General features: G+C 44.9%; 24 protein-coding genes. 1 reads left to right on the forward strand and 23 read right to left on the reverse strand.

The window, feature by feature from the left end; all coding sequences use genetic code 11:
- Positions 1-117: 117 nt before the first annotated feature.
- From rplQ to rnr, 22 genes are all read right to left on the reverse strand, one after another.
- On the reverse strand, positions 118-519 hold the full coding sequence (gene rplQ, locus BK026_RS12255) for a 50S ribosomal protein L17 (protein ID WP_012519212.1): 402 nt from the start codon (positions 517-519) through the stop codon (positions 118-120).
- A 41-nt stretch (positions 520-560) separates the two neighbouring features.
- A complete protein-coding gene (gene rpoA, locus BK026_RS12260) occupies positions 561-1550 on the reverse strand; it encodes a DNA-directed RNA polymerase subunit alpha (RefSeq protein WP_039226687.1) in 990 nt (329 codons plus the stop codon).
- Positions 1551-1569: 19 nt separating this feature from the next.
- Positions 1570-2190 (reverse strand): 30S ribosomal protein S4, encoded by a 621-nt coding sequence (gene rpsD, locus BK026_RS12265; protein ID WP_012519214.1) that lies wholly within the window; start codon positions 2188-2190, stop codon positions 1570-1572.
- A gap of 24 nt (positions 2191-2214) precedes the next feature.
- The gene (gene rpsK / locus BK026_RS12270) at positions 2215-2607 is read right to left on the reverse strand and encodes a 30S ribosomal protein S11 (RefSeq protein ID WP_012519215.1); all 393 of its coding nucleotides are present in this window, start codon (positions 2605-2607) and stop codon (positions 2215-2217) included.
- Between the two features lie 14 nt (positions 2608-2621).
- Positions 2622-2978 carry a 30S ribosomal protein S13 gene (rpsM, locus tag BK026_RS12275; protein WP_071816100.1) on the reverse strand — a complete coding sequence of 119 codons (357 nt, stop codon included), beginning with the start codon at positions 2976-2978 and terminating at the stop codon, positions 2622-2624.
- A gap of 175 nt (positions 2979-3153) precedes the next feature.
- Positions 3154-3270 carry a 50S ribosomal protein L36 gene (gene rpmJ / locus BK026_RS12280; RefSeq protein WP_012519217.1) on the reverse strand — a complete coding sequence of 39 codons (117 nt, stop codon included), beginning with the start codon at positions 3268-3270 and terminating at the stop codon, positions 3154-3156.
- Positions 3271-3308: 38 nt separating this feature from the next.
- Positions 3309-4628: a preprotein translocase subunit SecY gene (secY, locus tag BK026_RS12285; protein WP_014977524.1), complete on the reverse strand. Its 1320-nt coding sequence runs from the start codon at positions 4626-4628 to the stop codon at positions 3309-3311.
- 5 nt (positions 4629-4633) lie between these two features.
- Positions 4634-5068 carry a 50S ribosomal protein L15 gene (gene rplO, locus BK026_RS12290; RefSeq protein ID WP_049586735.1) on the reverse strand — a complete coding sequence of 145 codons (435 nt, stop codon included), beginning with the start codon at positions 5066-5068 and terminating at the stop codon, positions 4634-4636.
- A 3-nt stretch (positions 5069-5071) separates the two neighbouring features.
- Entirely contained in the window at positions 5072-5251 is a 180-nt protein-coding gene (rpmD, locus tag BK026_RS12295) for a 50S ribosomal protein L30 (protein WP_014950907.1), read from the reverse strand.
- Positions 5252-5258: 7 nt separating this feature from the next.
- Entirely contained in the window at positions 5259-5759 is a 501-nt protein-coding gene (gene rpsE / locus BK026_RS12300; RefSeq protein WP_012519221.1) for a 30S ribosomal protein S5, read from the reverse strand.
- A gap of 9 nt (positions 5760-5768) precedes the next feature.
- Positions 5769-6122: a 50S ribosomal protein L18 gene (rplR, locus tag BK026_RS12305; protein ID WP_071817630.1), complete on the reverse strand. Its 354-nt coding sequence runs from the start codon at positions 6120-6122 to the stop codon at positions 5769-5771.
- Positions 6123-6134: 12 nt separating this feature from the next.
- Positions 6135-6668 carry a 50S ribosomal protein L6 gene (gene rplF / locus BK026_RS12310; protein ID WP_071816101.1) on the reverse strand — a complete coding sequence of 178 codons (534 nt, stop codon included), beginning with the start codon at positions 6666-6668 and terminating at the stop codon, positions 6135-6137.
- Positions 6669-6681: 13 nt separating this feature from the next.
- A complete protein-coding gene (rpsH, locus tag BK026_RS12315; protein WP_012519224.1) occupies positions 6682-7074 on the reverse strand; it encodes a 30S ribosomal protein S8 in 393 nt (130 codons plus the stop codon).
- A 13-nt stretch (positions 7075-7087) separates the two neighbouring features.
- Entirely contained in the window at positions 7088-7393 is a 306-nt protein-coding gene (gene rpsN, locus BK026_RS12320) for a 30S ribosomal protein S14 (protein WP_012519225.1), read from the reverse strand.
- 12 nt (positions 7394-7405) lie between these two features.
- Positions 7406-7945 (reverse strand): 50S ribosomal protein L5, encoded by a 540-nt coding sequence (gene rplE, locus BK026_RS12325; RefSeq protein WP_071816102.1) that lies wholly within the window; start codon positions 7943-7945, stop codon positions 7406-7408.
- A 17-nt stretch (positions 7946-7962) separates the two neighbouring features.
- The gene (gene rplX, locus BK026_RS12330; RefSeq protein ID WP_012519227.1) at positions 7963-8277 is read right to left on the reverse strand and encodes a 50S ribosomal protein L24; all 315 of its coding nucleotides are present in this window, start codon (positions 8275-8277) and stop codon (positions 7963-7965) included.
- Positions 8278-8289: 12 nt separating this feature from the next.
- The gene (gene rplN, locus BK026_RS12335) at positions 8290-8658 is read right to left on the reverse strand and encodes a 50S ribosomal protein L14 (protein WP_012519228.1); all 369 of its coding nucleotides are present in this window, start codon (positions 8656-8658) and stop codon (positions 8290-8292) included.
- A gap of 222 nt (positions 8659-8880) precedes the next feature.
- The gene (locus BK026_RS12340) at positions 8881-10977 is read right to left on the reverse strand and encodes a PAS domain-containing hybrid sensor histidine kinase/response regulator (RefSeq protein WP_071816103.1); all 2097 of its coding nucleotides are present in this window, start codon (positions 10975-10977) and stop codon (positions 8881-8883) included.
- Positions 10978-11120: 143 nt separating this feature from the next.
- Complete coding sequence (locus tag BK026_RS12345; protein WP_071817631.1) at positions 11121-12518, reverse strand: DUF4397 domain-containing protein; 1398 nt, start codon at positions 12516-12518, stop codon at positions 11121-11123.
- Positions 12519-12741: 223 nt separating this feature from the next.
- Complete coding sequence (locus BK026_RS12350; protein WP_071816104.1) at positions 12742-14469, reverse strand: S8 family serine peptidase; 1728 nt, start codon at positions 14467-14469, stop codon at positions 12742-12744.
- Between the two features lie 603 nt (positions 14470-15072).
- Positions 15073-15813, reverse strand: a complete 741-nt coding sequence (rlmB, locus tag BK026_RS12355) for a 23S rRNA (guanosine(2251)-2'-O)-methyltransferase RlmB (protein ID WP_071816105.1) — start codon at positions 15811-15813, stop codon at positions 15073-15075.
- Positions 15814-18231, reverse strand: a complete 2418-nt coding sequence (rnr, locus tag BK026_RS12360; protein ID WP_071817632.1) for a ribonuclease R — start codon at positions 18229-18231, stop codon at positions 15814-15816. It abuts the gene before it with no gap.
- A 307-nt stretch (positions 18232-18538) separates the two neighbouring features.
- On the opposite strand from rnr, the gene BK026_RS12365 reads away from it, so the two are divergent.
- Positions 18539-20239 (forward strand): alkaline phosphatase, encoded by a 1701-nt coding sequence (locus BK026_RS12365; protein ID WP_071816106.1) that lies wholly within the window; start codon positions 18539-18541, stop codon positions 20237-20239.
- 121 nt (positions 20240-20360) lie between these two features.
- On the opposite strand, the gene BK026_RS12370 is transcribed toward BK026_RS12365, so the two are convergent.
- Positions 20361-22724: a TonB-dependent receptor gene (locus BK026_RS12370; protein ID WP_071816107.1), complete on the reverse strand. Its 2364-nt coding sequence runs from the start codon at positions 22722-22724 to the stop codon at positions 20361-20363.
- Between the last annotated feature and the right edge of the window lie 141 nt (positions 22725-22865).

Here is a 22865-nt window from a genome sequence, read left to right on the forward strand (position 1 = left end):
GAAAGAGCATTTATCTATACTAATAGATATGGATTATCGCTAACGTCGTTAAAGCGTTTAACATAAAAAAAGGGGCCTGAGTTTTCACTCAGGCCCCTTTTTCTAATCGAGTATTAATTACTCTTCAGTTGCTTCTACTGCTTCTTCTTCAGCTTCTACAACTGGACGGTCAACTAGCTCAACATATGCCATTGGGGCATTGTCGCCAGCACGGAAACCGCATTTAAGAATGCGAGTATAGCCGCCTGGACGAGCTTCGTAACGAGGACCAAGCTCGTTGAATAGTTTACCTACAACCTCTTTGTCACCAGTGCGAGCAAAAGCTAGACGGCGGTTTGCAACGCTGTCTTCTTTAGCCATAGTGATTAGAGGCTCGATTACGCGACGTAATTCTTTCGCTTTTGGTAACGTAGTTTTGATCACTTCGTGCTTGACCAAAGAACCGGCCATGTTTTTGAACATAGCTTGACGATGGCTGCTGTTGCGATTCAACTGACGACCACTCTTACGATGGCGCATAGTTTTATCCTTCTCTACAAATCAGTTTGATAAAAACCTGATTAATCTTTTTCAGCGATGCTCTCTGGTGGCCAGTTTTCTAGGCGCATACCTAGAGAAAGACCACGAGATGCTAGAACATCTTTGATTTCAGTTAGCGATTTCTTACCAAGGTTTGGCGTTTTAAGTAGCTCAACCTCAGTGCGCTGTACCAGGTCACCAATATACTGGATAGCTTCTGCTTTCAAACAGTTTGCAGAACGTACTGTCAGCTCTAAGTCATCTACTGGACGAAGCAGAATTGGATCGAATTCTGGCTTCTCTTCTTTTGCTTCTGGCTCAGATACATCACGTAGGTCTACGAATGCATCTAGCTGTTCAGCTAGGATAGTAGCAGAACGGCGGATCGCTTCTTCAGGATCCAAAGTACCGTTCGTCTCCATGTCGATGATTAGTTTGTCTAGGTCTGTGCGTTGTTCAACACGCGCAGATTCTACACTGTAAGCAATACGCTCAACTGGGCTGTATGAAGCGTCTACTAACAAACGACCAATTGGACGATCATCTTCTTCAGAGGAGCGACGGGTAGAAGCTGGTACATAACCACGACCCATTTCTACTTTAATACGCATGCTGATTTCAGCTTCGCCAGTTAAAGTACAAATAACATGGTCAGGGTTTGTAATTTCTACGTCGCCATCATGCTGAATATCACCAGCAACAACAGGGCCAGCGCCAGATTTCACTAGAGTCAGGGTTGCCTCGGTTTTACCTTCAAGGCGAACCGCTAAACCTTTAAGGTTTAGCAAGATTTCAATTACGTCTTCCTGAACACCTTCTTTGGTGCTGTACTCGTGAAGAACGCCATCAATTTCTACTTCGGTAACTGCACATCCTGGCATAGATGACAATAAAATACGACGTAGGGCGTTACCTAGAGTGTGGCCAAAGCCGCGCTCTAGTGGTTCCAAAGTTACTTTGGCACGAGTAGGAGAAACGTTTTCGATCTCAACTAATCTCGGTTTTAGGAATTCAGTCACAGAACCCACAATGCTTCCTCTTTAGTTAGCTTTACTTAGAGTAAAGTTCGACGATCAACTGTTCGTTAATTTCCGCAGACAGGTCAGTTCTTTCAGGAACGCGCTTGAAAGTGCCTTCCATTTTGCTGCTGTCTACTTCAATCCAGGTTGGCTTCTCACGTTGGTCAGCCAGTTCCAAAGCAGCAACGATACGCGCTTGCTTCTTAGCCTTTTCACGAACAGAAACCACGTCTTCGGCAGAAACGTTAAACGATGGGATGTTCACAACTTGACCATTTACCATGATCGCCTTGTGGCTAACTAGCTGACGTGCTTCTGCACGAGTGCTAGCGAAACCCATACGGTAAACTACGTTATCAAGACGCTGTTCTAAAAGCTGTAGCAAGTTTTCACCTGTGTTGCCTTTTAGACGTGCAGCTTCTTTATAGTAGTTGCGGAATTGTTTTTCCAGAACGCCGTACATACGACGAACTTTTTGTTTTTCACGCAGCTGAACACCGTAGTCAGACAAACGGCCACGACGGGCACCGTGCTGACCAGGCGCTGTATCGATTTTACATTTAGAATCGATTGCGCGAACGCCGCTTTTCAGGAACAGGTCAGTTCCTTCGCGACGGCTAAGTTTGAGTTTTGGACCCAAATATCTTGCCATGATCTTTCTCCAACTGTCCGTCGATTAAACGCGACGTTTTTTCGGTGGACGACAACCGTTGTGAGGAATAGGGGTCACATCGGTAATGTTTGTGATCTTATAACCTGTAGCGTTAAGAGCACGGATCGCAGACTCACGGCCTGGACCTGGACCTTTAACGAATACTTCAAGGTTCTTAAGACCGTACTCTTGTGCAGCAACACCTGCACGCTCAGCAGCTACCTGTGCAGCAAATGGGGTAGATTTACGTGAACCACGGAAACCAGAACCACCAGATGTCGCCCATGCTAGTGCATTGCCTGAACGGTCTGTAATAGTCACAATTGTGTTGTTGAAAGACGCATGGATATGAGCCATACCGTCTGCAACCTGACGTTTAGCGCGCTTACGCGTGCTACGAGCTGGTGCTTTAGCCATAACTTACTCCCCGTTTACTTCTTAATTGGCTTACGAGGACCTTTACGGGTACGCGCATTAGTTTTAGTGCGCTGACCACGTAGAGGCAAGCTACGACGGTGGCGAATACCACGGAAGCAACCCAGGTCCATCAAACGTTTGATGCTCATAGAGACTTCACGGCGCAGGTCACCTTCAACGGTGAACTTAGCCACTTCGTCACGAAGCTTATCAATAGTAGCTTCGTCTAGCTCTTTGATTTTTGTATCTTCTGCAACACCAGCACCCGCACAAATGCTTTTCGCACGTGTGGGACCAACGCCATAGATCGCTTGGATAGCGATTACAGCATGCTTGTGCTCAGGAATGTTAATGCCAGCGATACGGGCCATTAACAGCACTCCTCTTGTTTATTTGTCGACGACCTAAAAAGCCCGATAGGATACTTACCCGTCGACTAAATTGCAAATTAAGGTTCAAAATACTTTAAAACAAAACTAGCAGAACCAGACAAGTACTATCTAGGTTCTGCTTACTTAGCTTTGCGAATATTTTGTTCCGCTTAGATTAGCCCTGACGCTGCTTATGCTTTGGGTCAGAACTGCAAATTACACGCACAACGCCGTTGCGCTTGATAACTTTACAGTTACGGCAAATCTTTTTTACTGATGCACGAACTTTCATTACATCTTTCCCCTTTCTATCAATATTAAGGGGCTAACTTATCGGCCGTAGCCTTTAAGGTTAGCTTTCTTCAGCACAGACTCATATTGACTAGACATCAAATGTGTCTGTACTTGTGCCATAAAGTCCATGATAACCACTACAATAATCAGAAGCGACGTACCACCAAAGTAGAACGGAACATTCCAAGCGATTAGCATGAATTCAGGCACTAAACAAATAAAGGTTATGTACAGTGCGCCAGCCAGTGTAAGGCGAGTCATTACCTTGTCAATGTAACGTGACGTTTGTTCACCTGGGCGGATGCCTGGGATGAACGCGCCTGATTTCTTCAAATTATCTGCTGTATCACGCGGGTTGAACACCAACGCCGTGTAGAAGAAGCAGAAGAAGATAATCGCAGCTGCATATAACATCACGTACAGCGGTTGACCAGGAGATAGCATAAGCGCTACGTCTTGCAACCACGCTGTTGATTCATTCTGTCCAAACCATCCTGCGATGGTACCCGGGAACAGAATAATGCTAGAAGCAAAGATTGGTGGAATTACACCAGCAATGTTGACTTTTAGCGGTAAATGGGTGCTTTGCGCAGCAAAAACCTGACGGCCTTGCTGACGTTTTGCGTAGTTTACCACAATTCTGCGCTGTCCGCGCTCTACAAATACAACTAGGTATGTAAGAGCAATAACAATCACGCCAATCAACAGTAGGAACAACAAGTTAATGTCGCCCTGCCTTGCTTGTTCCGCAGTCTGACCTATCGCTGTTGGCAGACCGGCAACAATACCAGCAAAAATCAATATAGAGATACCGTTACCAATACCTCGTTCGGTAATCTGCTCACCCAACCACATAAGGAACATAGTTCCTGTGACTAGGCTCACTACTGCCGTAAAGTAGAATCCGAAGCCAGGGTTTATCACCAATCCATTAATTAGGTTAGGCAAACCAGTCGAAATACCAATTGATTGGAAGATAGCCAATACAAGCGTTAAATAACGCGTGTACTGACTAATTTTACGACGGCCTGCTTCGCCTTCTTTTTTAAGCTCCACCATCGGTGGATGAACCACCGAGAGCAACTGCATGATAATGGATGCAGTAATGTATGGCATAATGCCCAAAGCCAGAACGGATGCACGCTCAAGCGCACCACCAGAGAACATGTTGAACATTTCTACAATGGTGCCTTTTTGTTGCTCGAACAAGTCAGCAAGTACAGCTGGATCGATGCCAGGGATAGGAACGTAAGAACCTAGTCTGAAAACAACAATCGCACCAAGTACGAACAACAATCTTGCTTTGAGCTCACTCAAGCCGCTTTTAGCGCCTGAATCCAATCCTGGTTTAGCCATCTAGCTTATTCCTCTACTTTACCGCCAGCAGCTTCAATCGCTTCTTTAGCGCCTTTAGTAACCTTTAACCCGCTTACTGTAACAGCGCGTGATACTTCACCGCTCTTAACAACTTTAACGAACTGGATTTCTTTCTTAACGATACCAGCTGCTTTTAAAGTCTCAAGAGACGCAGTATCACCATCAACCTTTGCGATTTCAGCAAGAGTTACTTGATCAGTAACAAAGCTCTTGCGTGAAGTGAAACCGAACTTAGGAAGACGACGCTGGATAGGCATCTGACCACCTTCGAATCCTGGCTTAACACGGCCACCTGAACGGCTTTTTTGACCTTTGTGACCTACGCCACCTGTTTTACCAAGACCTGAGCCGATACCACGACCAGAACGCTTACCAGTAGGCTTTGAACCTTCGGCTGGAGAAATTGTATTTAAACGCATGTCTTACTCCTCCACGATCTCAACCATGTAATATACACGGTTGATCATGCCACGTACGGCTGGGGTATCTTCCAGTTCACGAACATGGTTGATTTTACGAAGGCCTAAACCTTTAAGCGTAGCTTTGTGCTTTGGCAGACGGCCAATTGCACTTTTAGTTTGCTTTACTTTAATCGTTGCCATGTTCTGATTACCCCAAAATTTCTTCTACAGACAATCCACGCTTCGCAGCAACTTTCGCCGGGCTGTTCATTTCTGTCAGCGCGTTGATTGTTGCACGTACAACGTTGATTGGGTTTGTAGAGCCGTAACATTTTGAAAGTACGTTTTGTACACCAGCTACTTCAAGTACTGCACGCATCGCACCACCGGCAATAATACCGGTACCTTCAGATGCTGGCTGCATGTAAACTTTAGAGCCAGAGTGACGACCTTTAATAGGGTGCTGTAACGTGTGACCGTTAAGGTCTACGTCAACCATGTTGCGACGTGCCTTTTCCATTGCTTTTTGGATTGCAGCAGGTACTTCACGTGCCTTACCGTAACCAAAACCAACGCGACCGTTACCGTCACCCACTACTGTCAATGCAGTGAAACTAAAGATTCGACCACCTTTAACCACTTTAGAAACGCGGTTTACAGCGATCAATTTCTCTAGAAATTCACCATTTTGAACGTCTTGTTTAGCCATTATAAACTCCTAGAACTGAAGACCAGCTTCGCGAGCTGCATCAGCTAATGCTTTAACGCGACCGTGGTATTGGAAACCACTACGATCGAAAGCCACTGCTTTAATGCCTTTCTCAAGTGCGCGCTCTGCGATTGCTTTACCGACTACCGTCGCTGCTTCAGCGTTACCTGTAGACTTAAGATCTTTTGCAAGATCTTTCTCAACAGTTGAAGCTGCAGCCAACACTTCAGAACCGCAAGGAGCGATTAACTGAGCGTAGATGTGGCGAGGTGTACGGTTTACTACCAAGCGATGCGCGGCCAGTTCACGAATTTTTGCACGTGCGCGAGTAGCGCGACGAATGCGAGCTGTTTTCTTATCCATCGTATCACCCACCTACTTTTTCTTAGCTTCTTTACGACGTACGTTTTCGTCAGCATAACGTACACCTTTGCCTTTGTAAGGCTCTGGTGGACGGTAACCGCGAATGTTCGCCGCAACCTGACCAACCACCTGCTTATCGGCGCCTTTAACGACGATTTCAGTTTGGCTAGGAGTTTCAACCGTAATGCCTTCAGGCATTTCGTATACTACAGGGTGAGAGAAACCTAGTGTAAGGTTTAGTTTGGCACCTTGTGCTTGTGCACGGTAACCAACACCTAACAATGTAAGCTTTTTCTCGAAACCTTGTGAAACACCTTGAACCATTGCATTTAGGATAGAACGAGCAGTACCTGCTTGTGCCCAGTTGTTTGCAAAGCCTTCACGTGGAAGTGCTTTCAACTGGTTATCTTCCTGTGCAATTTCAACAGCGTCATTGAAAACGCGAGTCAAAGTGCCTTTACTACCTTTAACAGTAACTTCTTGACCAGAAATAGAAACTTCTACGCCTGATACAACGTCTACTGGGGCTTTTGCTATACGTGACATTTCAACTCCTCCGTTATGCTACATAACCGATGATCTCACCGCCCATGCCAGCGTTACGCGCTGCACGGTCAGTCATCACACCTTTAGAAGTCGACACGATAGCTACGCCTAAACCACCCATTACTTTTGGAAGCTCATCTTTTTTCTTATAGATGCGCAGACCAGGACGGCTTACACGTTCGATAGTGTCAATTACTTGCTTGCCTTCGAAGTACTTAAGCGTAACTTCTAAAACAGGCTTAACGTCACCAGAAGCAGCGAAGTCAGTAATATAACCTTCAGCTTTCAATACTTCACAGATTGCAACGCGAAGTTTTGAAGAAGGCATAGTTACAGAAACTTTCTGTGCCATCTGGCCGTTACGGATGCGGGTAAACATATCCGCGATAGGATCTTGCATGCTCATTATCAGCTACTCCTTACCAGCTGGCTTTCTTAAGGCCAGGGACTTCACCGCGCATCGCAGCTTCACGAAGCTTGATACGGCTAAGACCGAATTTGCGTAGGTAACCATGTGGACGACCAGTTACACGGCAACGGTTACGTTGACGTGAAGAACTTGAGTCACGTGGCAGTTGTTGTAGCTTCAGAACAGCGTCCCAACGCTCTTCTTCAGAAACGTTAACATCGCTGATAATCGCTTTAAGTGCGGCGCGCTTTTCAGCATACTTAGCTACTAGCTTAGTACGCTTAGCTTCACGTGCCTTCATTGATTCTTTTGCCATAACCCTACACCCTTACTTTTTGAATGGGAAGTTAAACGCGTCCAGCAGAGCACGTGCTTCTTCATTAGAGCTCGCACTGGTAGTGATAGTAATATCCATACCACGAACTTTATCCACTTTATCGAAATCGATTTCAGGGAAAATGATTTGTTCACGCACGCCCATGCTGTAGTTACCACGACCGTCGAATGATTTTGGGTTCAAACCACGGAAATCGCGGATACGCGGGATAGCGATTGAAATCAAACGCTCTAGGAATTCCCACATACGCTCGCCACGTAGGGTTACTTTACAGCCAATCGGATAACCTTCACGGATTTTAAAACCCGCTACTGATTTTCTTGCAACTGTAACAACAGGCTTCTGACCGGCGATAGCCGTCATGTCAGCTTGAGCATTCTCAAGTACCTTTTTGTCAGCAACTGCTTCACCTAAACCCATGTTTAGAGTGATTTTTTCAATCCGAGGGACTTGCATGACGCTTTTGTATCCGAACTGCTTAGCAAGTTCAGCTACTACTGTTTCTTTATAGAAATCATGCAGTTTCGCCATCGTACTCTCCAATATAATTAAACAAGTTCGCCGTTAGACTTGAAGAAACGTACTTTCTTCTCATCTTCGAAACGGAAACCAACGCGATCTGCTTTGCCCGTTGCCGGGTTAACAATCGCAACATTAGAAACGTGAATAGAAGCTTCTTTCTCAACAATGCCACCAGCTACGCCCAATTGTGGGTTTGGCTTAGTGTGCTTCTTGACAAGATTAACACCTTCTACAATTACACGGTTATCAGCAATAAGCACGCGAAGGACTTTACCTTGCTTGCCTTTGTCTTTACCCGCTAATACGACTACTTCATCATCACGACGAATTTTATTAGCCATTATCGTGACTCCTTATAGTACCTCTGGGGCCAATGAGATGATTTTCATGAAGTTTTCACTTCTCAACTCACGGGTAACCGGGCCAAAGATACGCGTACCAATTGGTTGCTTGTTTGCATTAAGCATAACAGCCGCGTTACCGTCAAAACGGATGGTAGAACCATCTGCACGACGAACGCCTTTTCTAGTACGCACCACCACTGCGTTCAGTACGTCACCTTTTTTAACTTTACCGCGAGGAATTGCTTCCTTAACAGTAACTTTGATGATGTCACCGATACCTGCATAACGGCGATGCGAGCCACCAAGAACCTTAATACACTGAACCCTGCGAGCGCCGCTGTTGTCTGCAACGTCCAGGTTAGTTTGCATTTGGATCATGTTAGTGCTCCGCTCTTAAAAATTAAGACTCTCCCGAGTCGTTAGTGCTGCTAAAAACAACTGGATGTCGTTGCTTTTATGTACATACCCCCATAAAAAGGGCGCGAAATAATAACAGAAAACTTTTTGAAGTGATAGCGGTAAATTGAATTATTTTTAAACTATGTGGGTAGTAAAAAAGCCCCGGCTAAATGCCGGGGCTGATAACCACGTCAAAGGTTATCAAGCAGGATCTTTTAGCGCGAAGTTATCATTGCCAAACTGTCTGCTCAGATGTCTAAAAACGCATTCTTTCAAACGACTTACACCAACAGGTTTTGATATGAAGTCATCCATCCCTGATTTCAAGCACTTTTCTTTATCTGAAGACAACGCATTAGCCGTTAGTGCGATAATTGGTGTATTGCGTGCCACCTCTCCCATTTCTCTTATTACCCGTGTGGCCTCGTAGCCATCTCTCACAGGCATATGGCAATCCATCAGGACAAGCGTGTACGGACTTTTACTCGCAAGAGCTTTTTCAAATTTCTCACACGCAGCCAGACCATCTTCAGCTAAATCAGCCTGTAGCCCGATTTCTTTAAGTTGTTCTCGGATCACTACCTGATTGATTTCGTTATCTTCAACTATCAATATCCTACATTTCTGAAGATAAACTGCGTCTAACTCAATGAATTCGTTGTCCCTATCAGCGATCTTTTCATTTTGCACTGCCAAAGCATCATCTAAACTTAACGTAACCGTTAAACGTGTTCCTACGCCTACATGACTGCTTATCTCTATCTTTCCGTTGTAGTGTTCAGCAATCTGGCTAACGATGCTTAAACCAAGTCCCGTTCCATTGTACTTTCGTTCGCTGGAACTTTCGCCTTGCGTAAAGGGAGCGAAAGCATTGCGCTGTTGCGCTTCAGTCATCCCGATTCCTGTATCGGTAACAATAAATTTTACTTTGTAATGATTTTTCCCATAACGCACGTGGCTCGTCTCAACGTTGACTTCACCGTGATCAGTAAACTTTATTGCATTATTCAGCACATTAATTATTAGCTGCCCAAACCTTAACCGGTCCCCCATGTAAAGATGGCCTTCAAGTGGTTTGGTATTTACACTAAACGCTAGTCCTTTTTCGCGCGCGTTACGCTCAAACATGGGGACTTGTTCGTTTATAACATTCGCAATATCAACCGCTTCGCGAGCAAAGCACAGTGTTCCCGCGTCAATTTTGGTAAAGTCTATGATATCATTCACGGTGTTTAGCAGTGTATCGGCACTTAGCATTGCTAAATTGACATGCCTTCGTTGCGCCTCACTAAGACCAGAATTAAGAACCGCTTCCAACATTCCTTGTACACCATGTATTGGCGTACGTATTTCATGACTCATATTAGCCATGAACTCACTTCTGGCTTTTAGTGCACTTTGTGCCTGTTCAGTCTTATGACTGAGTACGGCTTTATCTTTGTGCTGTTGCGTAATATCTACCGTTGCACCTATAACCTTCACGCACCTCCCACCTTCGTATATGGGATGTGCGCGGCTTTCTAGCCACCTGGTTTCTCCTACATCGGTAAGGACCTCTAGCTCGTAAGCAAAGTCATTTCCGTTTTTTATCATGTCTTTGAACTTCGTAATGTATTCAGCTTTTTGCTTCTCAGATACGATGTATTGCGCGACCTCCTCAGGCGTAACACGTTTTTCAGTGTGCAAATGCAACATCCTTTTCAACGCTCCAGACCAAATTAAGGCGCCTGTTTCTACGTCAAGCTCCCACGTGCCAACACCTGCGAGGTTTGTTATTTGCTCGAGTAATAAATTGCGCTCTTCAAGAATTGTTTTCTGTGCATTTAAATTATCGATGGATATTTGTTTTTCTAGTTCTGAACCCACCCAAGTTGATACAAGCAGTAAGTAATCATGTTCTATCTCACTGAAAGGAGACTGTCGGGGAGAAAAGTCGCTAAAACTTACTGTGCCAAAACATTCGCCGTACACATAAATAGGTGCCGCGATATAACTTTTAACAGCTTGGTTGTTAATGCTGAGATGTGGAGTGCCAGAGGCGATATCAATGTTGTGGTAGGCAACCACGCCATTTGCAGCGCAGTAGTTATCTGGTAGCTGCAAGGTGCCACCTACGCTAATGTCGCTAGATACAGGGCTTACCGCGTATATTTCATGTGTATCAGCTTTGATTGAACTGACAATGCCCGATTCTAAATTCAACATGTCCTTGCCAATGTCCAAAAGCTGTTCAAGCTTTTGATCAAAAGGCATCTCGATATCATTTGAAATCGTGTGTAACTGCTTGAATATACTCATGAGGATTTAGGCCCTCCAGAACAACATTGAAAAAAGGTTAGCCGTAAACAACTAACCTTTTAAACTTACTCCAATGCAACAGAGATGAAAGCGATTTTGCCTCATCAATTAGTATAATATTTAAGCTACGCCACTTTTTGTTATCAATAAAGAATATTAATTTTGTAGCCGGTAGAGGTATCTGCAGGCTCGACTGAAACAATGTAGTTTTTCTCTTCTACGAAGCCGAATAGCGTTGTACGGTCTAACAGAACTTGTTCATTGTTGTCATCTTCGTACACCGCAATAACTTCATAGTAATCTGATGGAAGCACAATATCTTCATTTTCAGCAAACTCTAGGTTCTGTAGATCATACTCTGCGGTATCAATCGTCTCGTCATTCCTTACCAAATAAAAATCAACGTCGTCATACTCGCTAACAAGGTTAATGAAGTTTACGGTTTTATCGTAAGCTTGCGGAAGACCACTTTCTACAAATGTTGCTGCACCTATCTTGTTGTTACTATTGTAAATAAGTATCGCTTTACTTTCGCCTTGATTAAGTGTGACAAGCTTATTTGTTAGCGGCAACGCACTCCCTGTCTCGTCCGTCACGGTAACACGGTAGTCACCGTAGCGTATTGCATTGAAACTAGAAAGCTCACCTGCGGCTAAACTGAACGTTACGTCTTCTTCATCGGTATTGCCACCAAACGTTACCTGTAGCGAAGCATCAATATTAGTCGAGTTGTATACACGATATTGGGAATCAGCCTCGACATCGGTGAGGGCTGATACTGTCGAAGAGTTCAATATCGTATCAACAATTAATCCTTCTTGGATCGCACCACTTACATCACGAAGCGCCATCACATATTCGGTTTCATACACAAAATTTAGGGTTTGTGATTCAAAGATAACAGCATCGCTTCCTGGCTCTGTCAGATAAATGGTATATTCACCTTCATCAAAATAGTCGCTATCTTCGTCTGCATCCCAGTAAACCGGCTCGGTCATTTCTCCATTTACGATGGTACCTAAATAATGCGCCGCCTCGAAAGGATCTCCGGCGTCACTCATATAAAAGTCATAAGATGCACCGTCTACCGCCACTGATAATAGAAATAGCCGAAAATGATCTTCTAGCGATGCTCTTTCAAATTGGTAGACAGAAAATTCAGGGTTACTAAAATCACCACTCATGACAACAATTGTTTTGTAGCCCTCTTTTAAATCAACCGTTAGTTCTTCTATGAAAACTTCTTGATCGTTAGCATCTGTGCGAATGAACTCAATCTCTATATCACCATCAACTAGCGAGTACATTGAGGTTGTGTCGCCGAATTGTGCAGCACCAAAACTGTCTCCATCAACCTCACGCATTTCTACATTGGCACCGTTGGGTGACGCATTATAAAATTGTAGGTAGGCGTAGGAGTAGTCCGAACTACTGCTATCATCTGAGTCACTGCACGCAGAAACTCCCATCAATAAAAAGCTGCTCACCACGACCATCTTTAACCCAGATATTACACGTCGAGCCTGTAGAATGTTTTGCATAAGTTGCAAGTCCTTAGTTTTTGTTTTCATTTGCTTGGAAAAGAATGCAAATGCGCACCTGAATGCTATTTTTTCATGCGCATTGCCTCGTTAAGGACGTGTAAATGCAGCCAAGTTCATTGCTTTACAATTTCTTTGCAAAGCTGACATTTCTTGAAGAAATTTGACGATAATGTGACAAAAAAAAGCCTGCGTCAGCAGGCTTTAAAGGGAGGGAGCAATTTTACTCGTAAGAATATGAAAGCGTCACTCGGCTATATGAAGAATAACCGCGCAAGCCAATGTGCCATGTACCAGACGCAGGCGCATCAAACGTACATACCTCGTTGTTTCCATTTTGGTACGGACGACAATCGTAGCTGTTTGTTTCAGGCTGGGATCCAAATTTGACATACAAATCTGCATCACCTGAACCGCCCGATGTTCTAATGGTCATTTGTTTCACGCCTTCAGGGATATTCCAAGTATAACGATCCCAGCTGCGACGCGAACCAGATAATCCTGTTAATTGACCCGACACAGGTTCAACACCAGGTTCTGTTACGCCACCACCATTTCCGCTACCGTCACAACCGTTATTATTTAGGTAGTTATATGCATCAGCTAGCTGCATTAAACCGTAGCCGTAAAAGTTATCACGCCCTGCACTACCTTTGTCCTCTGCAGTTGCATTCAATGCATTACGAATTTGATTGTTCGAACACTGAGGGAAATAACTCCAAACTAACGCTGCACCACCAGCTACGTGGGGCGTAGCCATCGATGTACCGCTCAATGCTGCGTACGTGTTAGTCGGATACGTAGATTGAACCGCGCTTCCTGGTGCAGCTATCTCAACTTGGTCATTGTACTGACTATAACTTGCTCGATTCTCATTTGAATCTACCGCTGCAACTGACATAACAGCGTCATAAGATGCAGGGTAAGACTTCGCGCTGTTGCCGTCGTTACCTGCCGCTGCTACCAACAGCATGCCAGCGTCGGTGAAGCTCTGCATAGCGTTGCGCTCTGTAGTTGAAGAGCTTCCGCCACCCAAACTCATATTCACAACATTAGAACCGGCATCCTGACACTGTGAAATTGCGTCAATTAGATCTGATGCATAGGTCCACTGACCGTTGTCGTTAAAGATTTTCACAATGTGTAAGTCTACACCCGGGTATACACCTACTACACCTTCATTGTTATCGTATGCTGCTATTGTGCCTGCAACGTGTGTTCCGTGACCATTACCGTCATTGTACCAGTTGCCTACCGCTGAATTGTTTGCTTGGCCGGTTACACCGTCATTAATACCGGGTAAATCAGGGTGACCTAAATTATAGCCTGTATCAATGACACACACTTTACGCGCTGTAGTGTCAGACTGGCCAAATTGATTAGCTTGAACCATGGTATAGCCGTATGGCGTCGTTTGCGCCATAGGTTTTCTGATTGCATCTATCTCGATGCTTTCAACATTTGGGTTATTGCGTAATTCGTTGAGCGCAGCTTTGTTCAATCGTGCTGCTACCATGCGTTGCTTTTTCAGCTCTTTCCTGATTTTGCCGTTTACTTTGCGAAGCTCAGCACGCGCAGAATCCATATTAAACGCACGCTTTTTAAGACGTTTTTTCAAACGTTTTTTAAGGCGTTTTTCTGCTTTTCTGTTTCTCTTTTTTTCTTTTCTTAGTGCAGCGCTATTCTCTTCTTCCTCTACTTCTGAGAATACGCCTTCTTCGACCATTTCTTCTTTAAATTTAACGATGTATCTGTCTTCGGCATCATCTGAAGCACGCCCCTGTGCTACGCGTTTACCAAATGCATTAGCAAATGCTACAGAAGGAGCCTCTTCTGCCGCTTTTACCAAACCCTCACTAGCTGCTAATGCTGAACCATTCACTAAGCCAAGTGATACTGCTAATGCTGCAGCAGTTAGACATGTATGTTTCTTATTTAATTTAGAGTTCACTATTTATTTCCTGTTTAACAGTCTTTGTCGTTTTAGTACTGTTTTTTATCCGTACTTTTAAAACGTATAGTTATAATTTGACATACAGGTAACACTATTACCTCATGTGATTTGCCCTCCTTTGCTTCCGGCACAACTTCGTTGCAACGTATCACCCGCTTGTCGGGAGTTGTGCGTATTATTGAATTTTCAATGCAAGCACACTGTCTATATTAATAGGTTATTCAACACGTTAAGTATAAAACCGCAATATTGGTATAAATAAATATACGCTAACTATTTGCGTTAAAATGCTTAGAAAATGAGGATAACCGGTCGTATCAACGTATACAGACCAATTCATGTTAGGAATAAAAATCTATAATTAACAATTATTTCACACGAAACAAATGTAACAAAATATTAAAAGACTTATAAATTTAACTTAAAAAATGCCGTTTTCTGCATACTTCAACGTACACGTGAGCGCCTAAAAACGAGAGCAGAGCAAGATGGGAAGATAGGGATTTTTGTTCATGCGCAATTTAGCTTGCGCTCATCAACAAAGAAGGCAAAGCTTGTCGGCTTAACTTTGCTAACAAGCTTTGGCTGAAATGAAAGCTACTAAAGCCCTCGCTGTCGAACTATTTCATACAAACACACGCCGGTTGCCACCGACACATTCAAGCTTGTCACGCTGCCAGCCATAGGAAGCTTCACCAGCTCGTCACAGGTTTCTTTGGTAAGCCTACGCATGCCTTTGCCTTCAGCCCCCATTACCAGTGCAGTTGGACCTTTTAAGTCAACATCGTAAAGGGTTTTATCGGTTTCACCGGCTGTGCCTACAATCCATAGCCCTTTGTCTTGTAGATGCTTCAAGGTTCTAGCAAGGTTGGTAATTTGAATTAGCGGCATAACTTCAGCTGCGCCACAAGCCACTTTTCTTACCGTGCCGTTTAAACTTGCTGACTTATCTTTAGGAACAACGACAGCGTGCACACCCGCACCATCAGCCGTACGTAAGCACGCGCCTAAGTTATGCGGGTCAGTAATACCGTCTAATACCAAGATTAGCGGCTGCGACTCTCGCTCAAGTATTTTATCAAGGTCAGCTTCATCCAACACACGAGCAGGTTTCGCTCTCGCAACTACCCCTTGATGCTGTTCGCCGTTCACTTTATCGTCTAACGCTTTACGTTGACTGAACTGAACCGAAATTCCAAAACGGCGAGCCTGGTTAACAATGTTGGTTAAGCGCTCATCGTTACGCCCTTTTAAAACCCACACTTCCATTACACGCTCTGGTTCCTTTTCAAGTACCGACTGCATGGCATGTAAACCGTATAACCATTCTTGCTGCGCCATTTAACGCTTACCTCTTTTATTCAATGACAGTGTTTTGCCGCTGCTGCCGCCTTTTGCGCTGCCGCGACTTGACGATTTTCCACCACTACGACTAGACGAACTTGAGCCGCCTTTACCTTTGTTGCCTTTTTTGTTGGAACGCGAGTTTTTGTCAGTACGTGGTTTGTTATCAAAGCGAGTCGGAGTTCCTGAAGCCTTCTTAACAGTCTTCACTTTTACCTTCTTGCCCTTGGTGCCGCGCAGCATAGACTTATCGAGTAATAAATCAATCTTTCTTTCATCAAGATTTACGGCCGCAACGGTCACTTCTACCGTATCGCCCAGCCTAAACTGGCGATGGCCCGACTCGCCTACCAATGCCTGTTTTACATCGTCATAGTGATAATAGTCATCATCTAGCGATGTAATGTGTACTAGGCCGTCGATGTGGTATTCGGTAAGGCGTATAAATAAACCAAAGTTAGTGACCGAGCTGACCACACCTTCAAAGGTATCGCCGACGTGGTCGAGCATAAACTCGCATTTCAGCCAGTCGGCTACATCGCGGGTGGCATCATCGGCGCGGCGCTCTGTCATTGAACACTGTTCACCAAGCTGTTCAATTTCTTCAACGGTGTAGTTTTTCGCGCCACTGACTGCTTTTTTGCCCTGCTGTTTAGCAATAATGCCTTTTAGCGCACGGTGCACGACCAAGTCTGGGTAGCGACGGATAGGTGACGTGAAGTGCGCGTAAGCTTCTAGCGCCAACCCAAAGTGACCTACGTTGTCACCGTCGTAAACCGCTTGCTTCATTGAGCGCAGCAGCATGGTTTGAATTAGTTCTTCGTCTACCCGACCGCGGGTTTTCAGTACAACATCCGTAAATGCAGCGGGCTCTGCATCTTCTACAATGGCATGAGGGATACCAATTTCACTTAAGTAACTGGTAAATGCGGTAAGCCTGTCTGCGTCTGGTTTGTCGTGCACACGGTATAGCGCAGGCGCCTCATGTTTTTCAAGCATAAGAGCTGCACTCACGTTTGCCATGATCATGCACTCTTCAATTAGCTTGTGCGCGTCGTTACGCACAAGCGGCACAATATTTTCAATCTTGCGCTGGGCGTTGAATACAAACTTCACTTCTTGGGTTTCAAATTCAATCGCCCCGCGCTTAGCACGGGCTTTTTTGAGCGCACGGTACAAGTCGTGAAGATTACGTAAATGAGGTACATGTGGCTCGTAGCGCTGATGAAGTTCTTTGTCGCCCTGAAGAATATTCCACACTTTGGTGTAGGTTAAACGAGCGTGTGAGTTCATGACCGCTTCGTAAAACTGGAATTCTTCCAGTTTACCATTTGCGCTAATGGTCATTTCACACACCATACACAGGCGGTCGACTTCAGGGTTTAATGAACACAAGCCGTTTGAAAGGACTTCTGGCAACATGGGAATAACTTGGTCGGGGAAATACACCGAGTTACCGCGCTGCTGTGCTTCATCGTCAAGGGCTGAGCCTGTTCTTACATAGTGACTTACGTCGGCAATGGCTACCCACAGCTGCCAGCCGCCGTCGTCAAGCGGTTCGCAATATACCGCGTCATCGAAGTCGCGGGCGTCTTCACCATCGATGGTGACCAACGGAAGCTGGCGCAAATCGATGCGACCTTCTTTGGCTTCATCGGGCACCTGATCGGTAAGCTTTTCCACTTGCTTGGTTACGCCATTTGGCCACTGGTGCGGGATATCAAACGTGCGAAGTGCCATTTCTATTTCCATACCTGGCGCCATATGTTCACCAAGTACTTCAACAATTTTGCCCACCGGACTCATTTTGCGGCGTGGACGCTGGGTAAGCTCTACCACGACCACCTGCCCCATTCGTGCACCGTGTGTGCTCTCTGGTGGAATAACAATTTCGTGCTGCAACCGACTGTCATCTGGCACTACCATGCCAAAACCTTGTTCAACAAAATAACGGCCAACAATAGGCTCGCTGCGCGGTTCAATGACTTGCGTTACAAACGCTTCTTTTCTTCCACGACGATCGGTTCCACTAATGCGTGCTTCTACCACATCGTCGTGAAGGAACAGATTCATTTGCCCAGCACTGATAAATAAATCACCGCTTTTATCTTCAGGACGCAAAAAGCCGTAGCCATCACGGTGACCAATAATTCTGCCTTTAATGAGTTCATCACGGTTTTGGAGAATGTATTTTTTCTGCTTGGTAAATTGCACCTGCCCTTCACGCTCCATGGCACGCAGTCGGCGCTGAATTCCAATTCGCGCTTCTTCGTCGAAGGCGTTCACCAAGTTACAGATATCAAGAAACGACAACGGCTTGTCGTGCTCTTTTAATAAACTCATTAAATATTCGCGGCTGGCTACCGGATTTTCGTACTTCTCTTTCTCGCGCTGATAATGCGGATCATCACTCATGTATTTTAAATTTACCTTTCGTATTTTGTTCAACGTGTTTTCGTTTTTTGGCTTTGTTCTTAAAAGCGCTGTAGAAAACATAAATATGATTGTTTAGACACACAAACCATTTTTGGTTCATGTGGTTATTTGCTGCACAGTATAACAGTATTTGCAGTAAAACATTGACTGTTATTATGGATTCTCAGCCTGACATCTGTATGTCACAAACACTCAGTATAAAAATGGGTTTTCGTTTTTGTTGCATGAGCGTTCAACAAAACAATGACATCACCAGTTACCTTACAAACCTATAAAGAGCAGGCATATGGATAGAAGATCGTTTATAAAGCTGTCGTCATTCGCAGGTGCGAGCGTGGCAGTGTCTACAGGGCTAGCAGGCTGTACCGTTAGCACTTCAGCAAACAGCCAACCGCAAACCAACGCTACCTTTACCCATGGTGTGGCCAGTGGAGACCCATTAAAAGACGCCGTGATTATTTGGACGCGCGCCGTTCCGACAACAGATTCAGGCTCGGATTTAGCCAAAGCCGACATTTTGTGGGAAATGGCGAGCGATGCCGACTTTACTGACATAGTAAGCAGCGGGATAGTTGAAGCGAAAGCAACCCATGATTTTACCGTAAAAGTAGACGTAACAGGCCTTAATCCCGCTCGCCGCTATTTCTACCGTTTTAAAAGCGCTGATAATACAAGCCCTGTGGGCGAAACCCGCACGCTACCTGAAGCCGATGTGTCCAGTGTTACGTTCGGCATATTTTCCTGTTCCAACTACCCCGCAGGCTTTTTCACGCCTTACATGGAAGCAGCGCAAGACGACACCATCGACTATGTATTGCATCTTGGTGACTACATTTATGAGTACGATGGCGAAGGTTACGCAACTGAGCACGCCAAGGAAATTGGCAGAACCTATGCGCCTGATAACGACACCGAGCTTTACACTCTCACTGACTATCGCAAGCGCTATGCGCTATACCGCACAGATGATGGTTTATTGGCGTTACATAAAAATAAGCCGTTTATCGTTGTATGGGATGACCATGAAATTACAAACGATACCTACAAAGATGGTGCTGAAAATCACCAAGCGGATGAAGGCGATTTTTATGAGCGTCGTGCGGCGGCCGTTCAAGCCTATTATGAATGGCTACCCATTCGCCCACCTTTTGGCACCGAGCGCTTAGAAATTTATCGTCAATTTACCTTTGGTAAACTTCTTGATTTATACATGCTCGACACCCGCGTTCTTGCACGCGACAAACAGCTTGAGTACGGCGACTATCGCAATGCTGAAACTAAAGCGTTTGACCAAGCACGCTTTATGAAAGACATCGGTAACCCGAACCGCGGTTTACTCGGTGAAACCCAACGCAACTGGCTCCATTCGTCTATGCAGCAAAGCCAGGCTAAATGGCAGGTGTTAGGGCAACAGCTATTAATTGGCCGCATGCTTTTCCCTGTATCGATATTTAACGGCGTTGAACGCAAAGCAATACCTGCTCATGTACATAGGCTCGCGAATATCAAACGCAAACAAAAGCAAGGTGGCGCACTTAGTGAGCAAGAGCTTGCGCTCATCAATACCGTCATGCCTTACAACTTAGACGCATGGGACGGCTACCCTATTGAACGGGAACAGCTTCTGATGCAGCTAAAATCTATCGGCAAGCCAGTTATTACCCTTGCAGGTGATACCCATAACGCTTGGCATAACAAATTAACCCTTAAAGATGGCACAGAAGTGGGGGTTGAACTTGCTACACCAGGCGTAACATCACCTGGTATGGAACATTACTTAAGCATGGATGGTGAAATGGCAGAAACCCTTGCCGACGATCTTCCGCTTCTTATTGACGACTTACAGTACTGTAATCTTCACCAGCGCGGTTTTATGACATTGACCGTTAGCCAAGATAGCGCAAAAGCCACTTGGCATTATGTGGATGCGATTTTGACCAAAGCAGGCAAAGTGGTTAATACGCATAGCTACGAGATAAACGCTTGATAAAGGCTATTTATTAAGACGGAATAAGCCGCATGCTTGCGGCTTTACTTTATGAAGTCATTTTTTAATTAAATAAGTAAACGCGCTTAATTGAATGCAGCGCGTTTACTCCTTGCCAACCTTAAAACTCGTAATAAACACGCACCCCGGCAATACGAGGCATACCTCGTACGAAGGTAGGAATACCTAGACCGCCGCCTGTATTACCTGCATCAATTAAGAACTCTTTATCAAACAGGTTGTTCACGTAAAACTCGTAGGCAAACTTGCTGTTGTCTTGAAGCAGCTTCACCGATACATCGGTCAGTGAGTAAGTATCTTGAGAAAGACCTGGGTAATTACTGCTCTCAAAGAATACTTCAGACTGGAAGCTAGTTAGCCAGTTAACATCAATGTCAAAGCTATTCATGTTAAACACTTTATTAATGTTTATCGCGCCGCTAACTTCTGGCGCTAAGCGGAACTTGTTGCCGCCGTACTGGAACTCAGAACCATCAGCAGTATTATCAGCAAATTCAGCATCAAGGAAACCAAGGCTTGCGGTTAACGTCAGCGTTTCGCTGTAATTATAGGTAGCCATACCTTCAATACCCGACATGGTCGAGTCGCCTACCGTTACAGTAATCGACTGTAACGTTTCTGCATCCGTAAAGCTTTGCTGATAATCGCTATATTCGTAGGTAAAAATGGCACCTGAGAACAGGAAGTTGGCGCTTTGGTATTTAATACCTAAATCGTAACTGTCTACTATTTCAGGTTTAGTCACATTAACGCCACCCGCGTTTGCATCCACAACCGGTGAACGACGGCCTTTAGCGTAGTTCGCATATAAGTTCCAGTTGTTGTTCACATCGTAACTCACCGCAAAGCGTGGCAACGTATCGTTGAAGTCGCGCTCGGCATCGAAAGTGAACGCACCGTCTGCAGTGGCAAAGGTATTTCGCGTATAGCGGGTTTCGTCAATGTAGCGAACACCAGCAGTAACATTAATATCGTCAGTCACATCATAAGATACTTCAGCAACATAAGATGCAATGTCTAGCTCAGCTTCAAATGTAAACGGTCCTTGTATCAAAATAGGTGGCAAAGCAGGGTTTGAAATAGGCGAACCATCTTCGTTAAATAGCTGAGACACCAATATTGCACGCAGGGCTTCTATTTCCTCTAGCGAGGCGTTGGTCGCTATATTTTGATTAAGCGGAATATTGGAATTAGCCTCTAGCTGTGCTTTTACTGCATCGAAAGTTCCGCGAATAAAGGGGTCTACCATTACATAGTAAGGCAAAATAGAATCGTCTTGAGTAATGGATGCACCTACAAACGCAGCCAGCTTATCACCCGAGTCATACACTAAACGCATCGATGCACCTTGCAGCGTAGCATCGTTATCAAAGTAAGCATCTTGGATCCTAAGTGCAGATCCATCAGCATCGAAGCCTTCACTTACTTCTACATCCTTATAGTATGCATCGGCGTGTAGGCTAAGCATTTGGTTGAAATCATAGTTTACGGTTAAATCATAAGCTTGAAGCGTACGCTCAATACCTAACTCACTGCCCAAACTGAACTCAGCAGCGGTATAAGGACTAGTATCTCCACCATTTGGTGCAATAGAGCCAGATTTGAAAGCGATGCCCGGCTGGTCGTTGTATTCCATGGCTGCGCGCGCAATAATTTCAAACTTCTCATAGCTTGCAAGCCAAGTTGCACGAAGTGCTTGAACCGATACACCCTGAAGATCTTCGCCATTACAAGGCACTTCTTCACCCAGGTGGTTGAACATATTTGCATTGCCATAGTATGAATCAGCACTACAGGCATTATTTTCTACAATACCGTCCATCTCTCGGTAAAGCCCAGCAATACGAAAACTGTGATTATCATTAATAGGCTGGTTATACATAAATTCAACTTCTTGGCCTTGCTCTGAGTTATAGCCAACCTGCACTTTTCCCTCTTGCTCAAAGGTAGGAAGATTAGAGTGAATGCTTACCGCGCCATTCGCTGCCGCCACGCCAAATAGGGTTGGCTGTGGGCCTTTTAAAACCTCTACGCGGGCAATATCGTAAAGCGCCACACTGGCTACGGTTTTTTTACTGATATCAAAACCGTCTTGATAGACCGAGATACGAGGTGTTGCCGACACCGAAGACACATCATCGGTGACGCCGCGAATGTTGAAAGACGGTAAGCTTACGGCCTGTTCCTGAATTTGAACGTTAGGCAAAATACGAGATAGCTCATCAAGCTCCATAATATTGGTGCGTTCTAGAAACTCGCTGCCTATAACATCCATAGTAACGGGCACATCCATTACGGACTGCTCTCGCATTTGAGCGGTTACCGTTATCTCTTCTATATAGTCAGTTTCGTTTTCTGTGTCGGGCGCCACTTCTTGTGCAATGGCTGCGCTTGATAAAGCAAGCGCAATTGTTGTCGCAAGCAAAGAGCGTGAATAAACCGGTCGTGGGTACAGAGGGCGCATCAAATCATTCCTTTCGTGTGCTTATTGAGTACTTTATGTGTTTTTATAAGCATTTCGCCGATAGATTGGCGACATTACTTACTGTTTAGAAATAGCAAAGCACAAAAATGTAGAGCGCTTTTGAGACGGTTCAATGAACTA

This window comes from Alteromonas sp. V450 (genome assembly GCF_001885075.1).
In the GTDB taxonomy this organism is placed as follows: domain Bacteria; phylum Pseudomonadota; class Gammaproteobacteria; order Enterobacterales; family Alteromonadaceae; genus Alteromonas.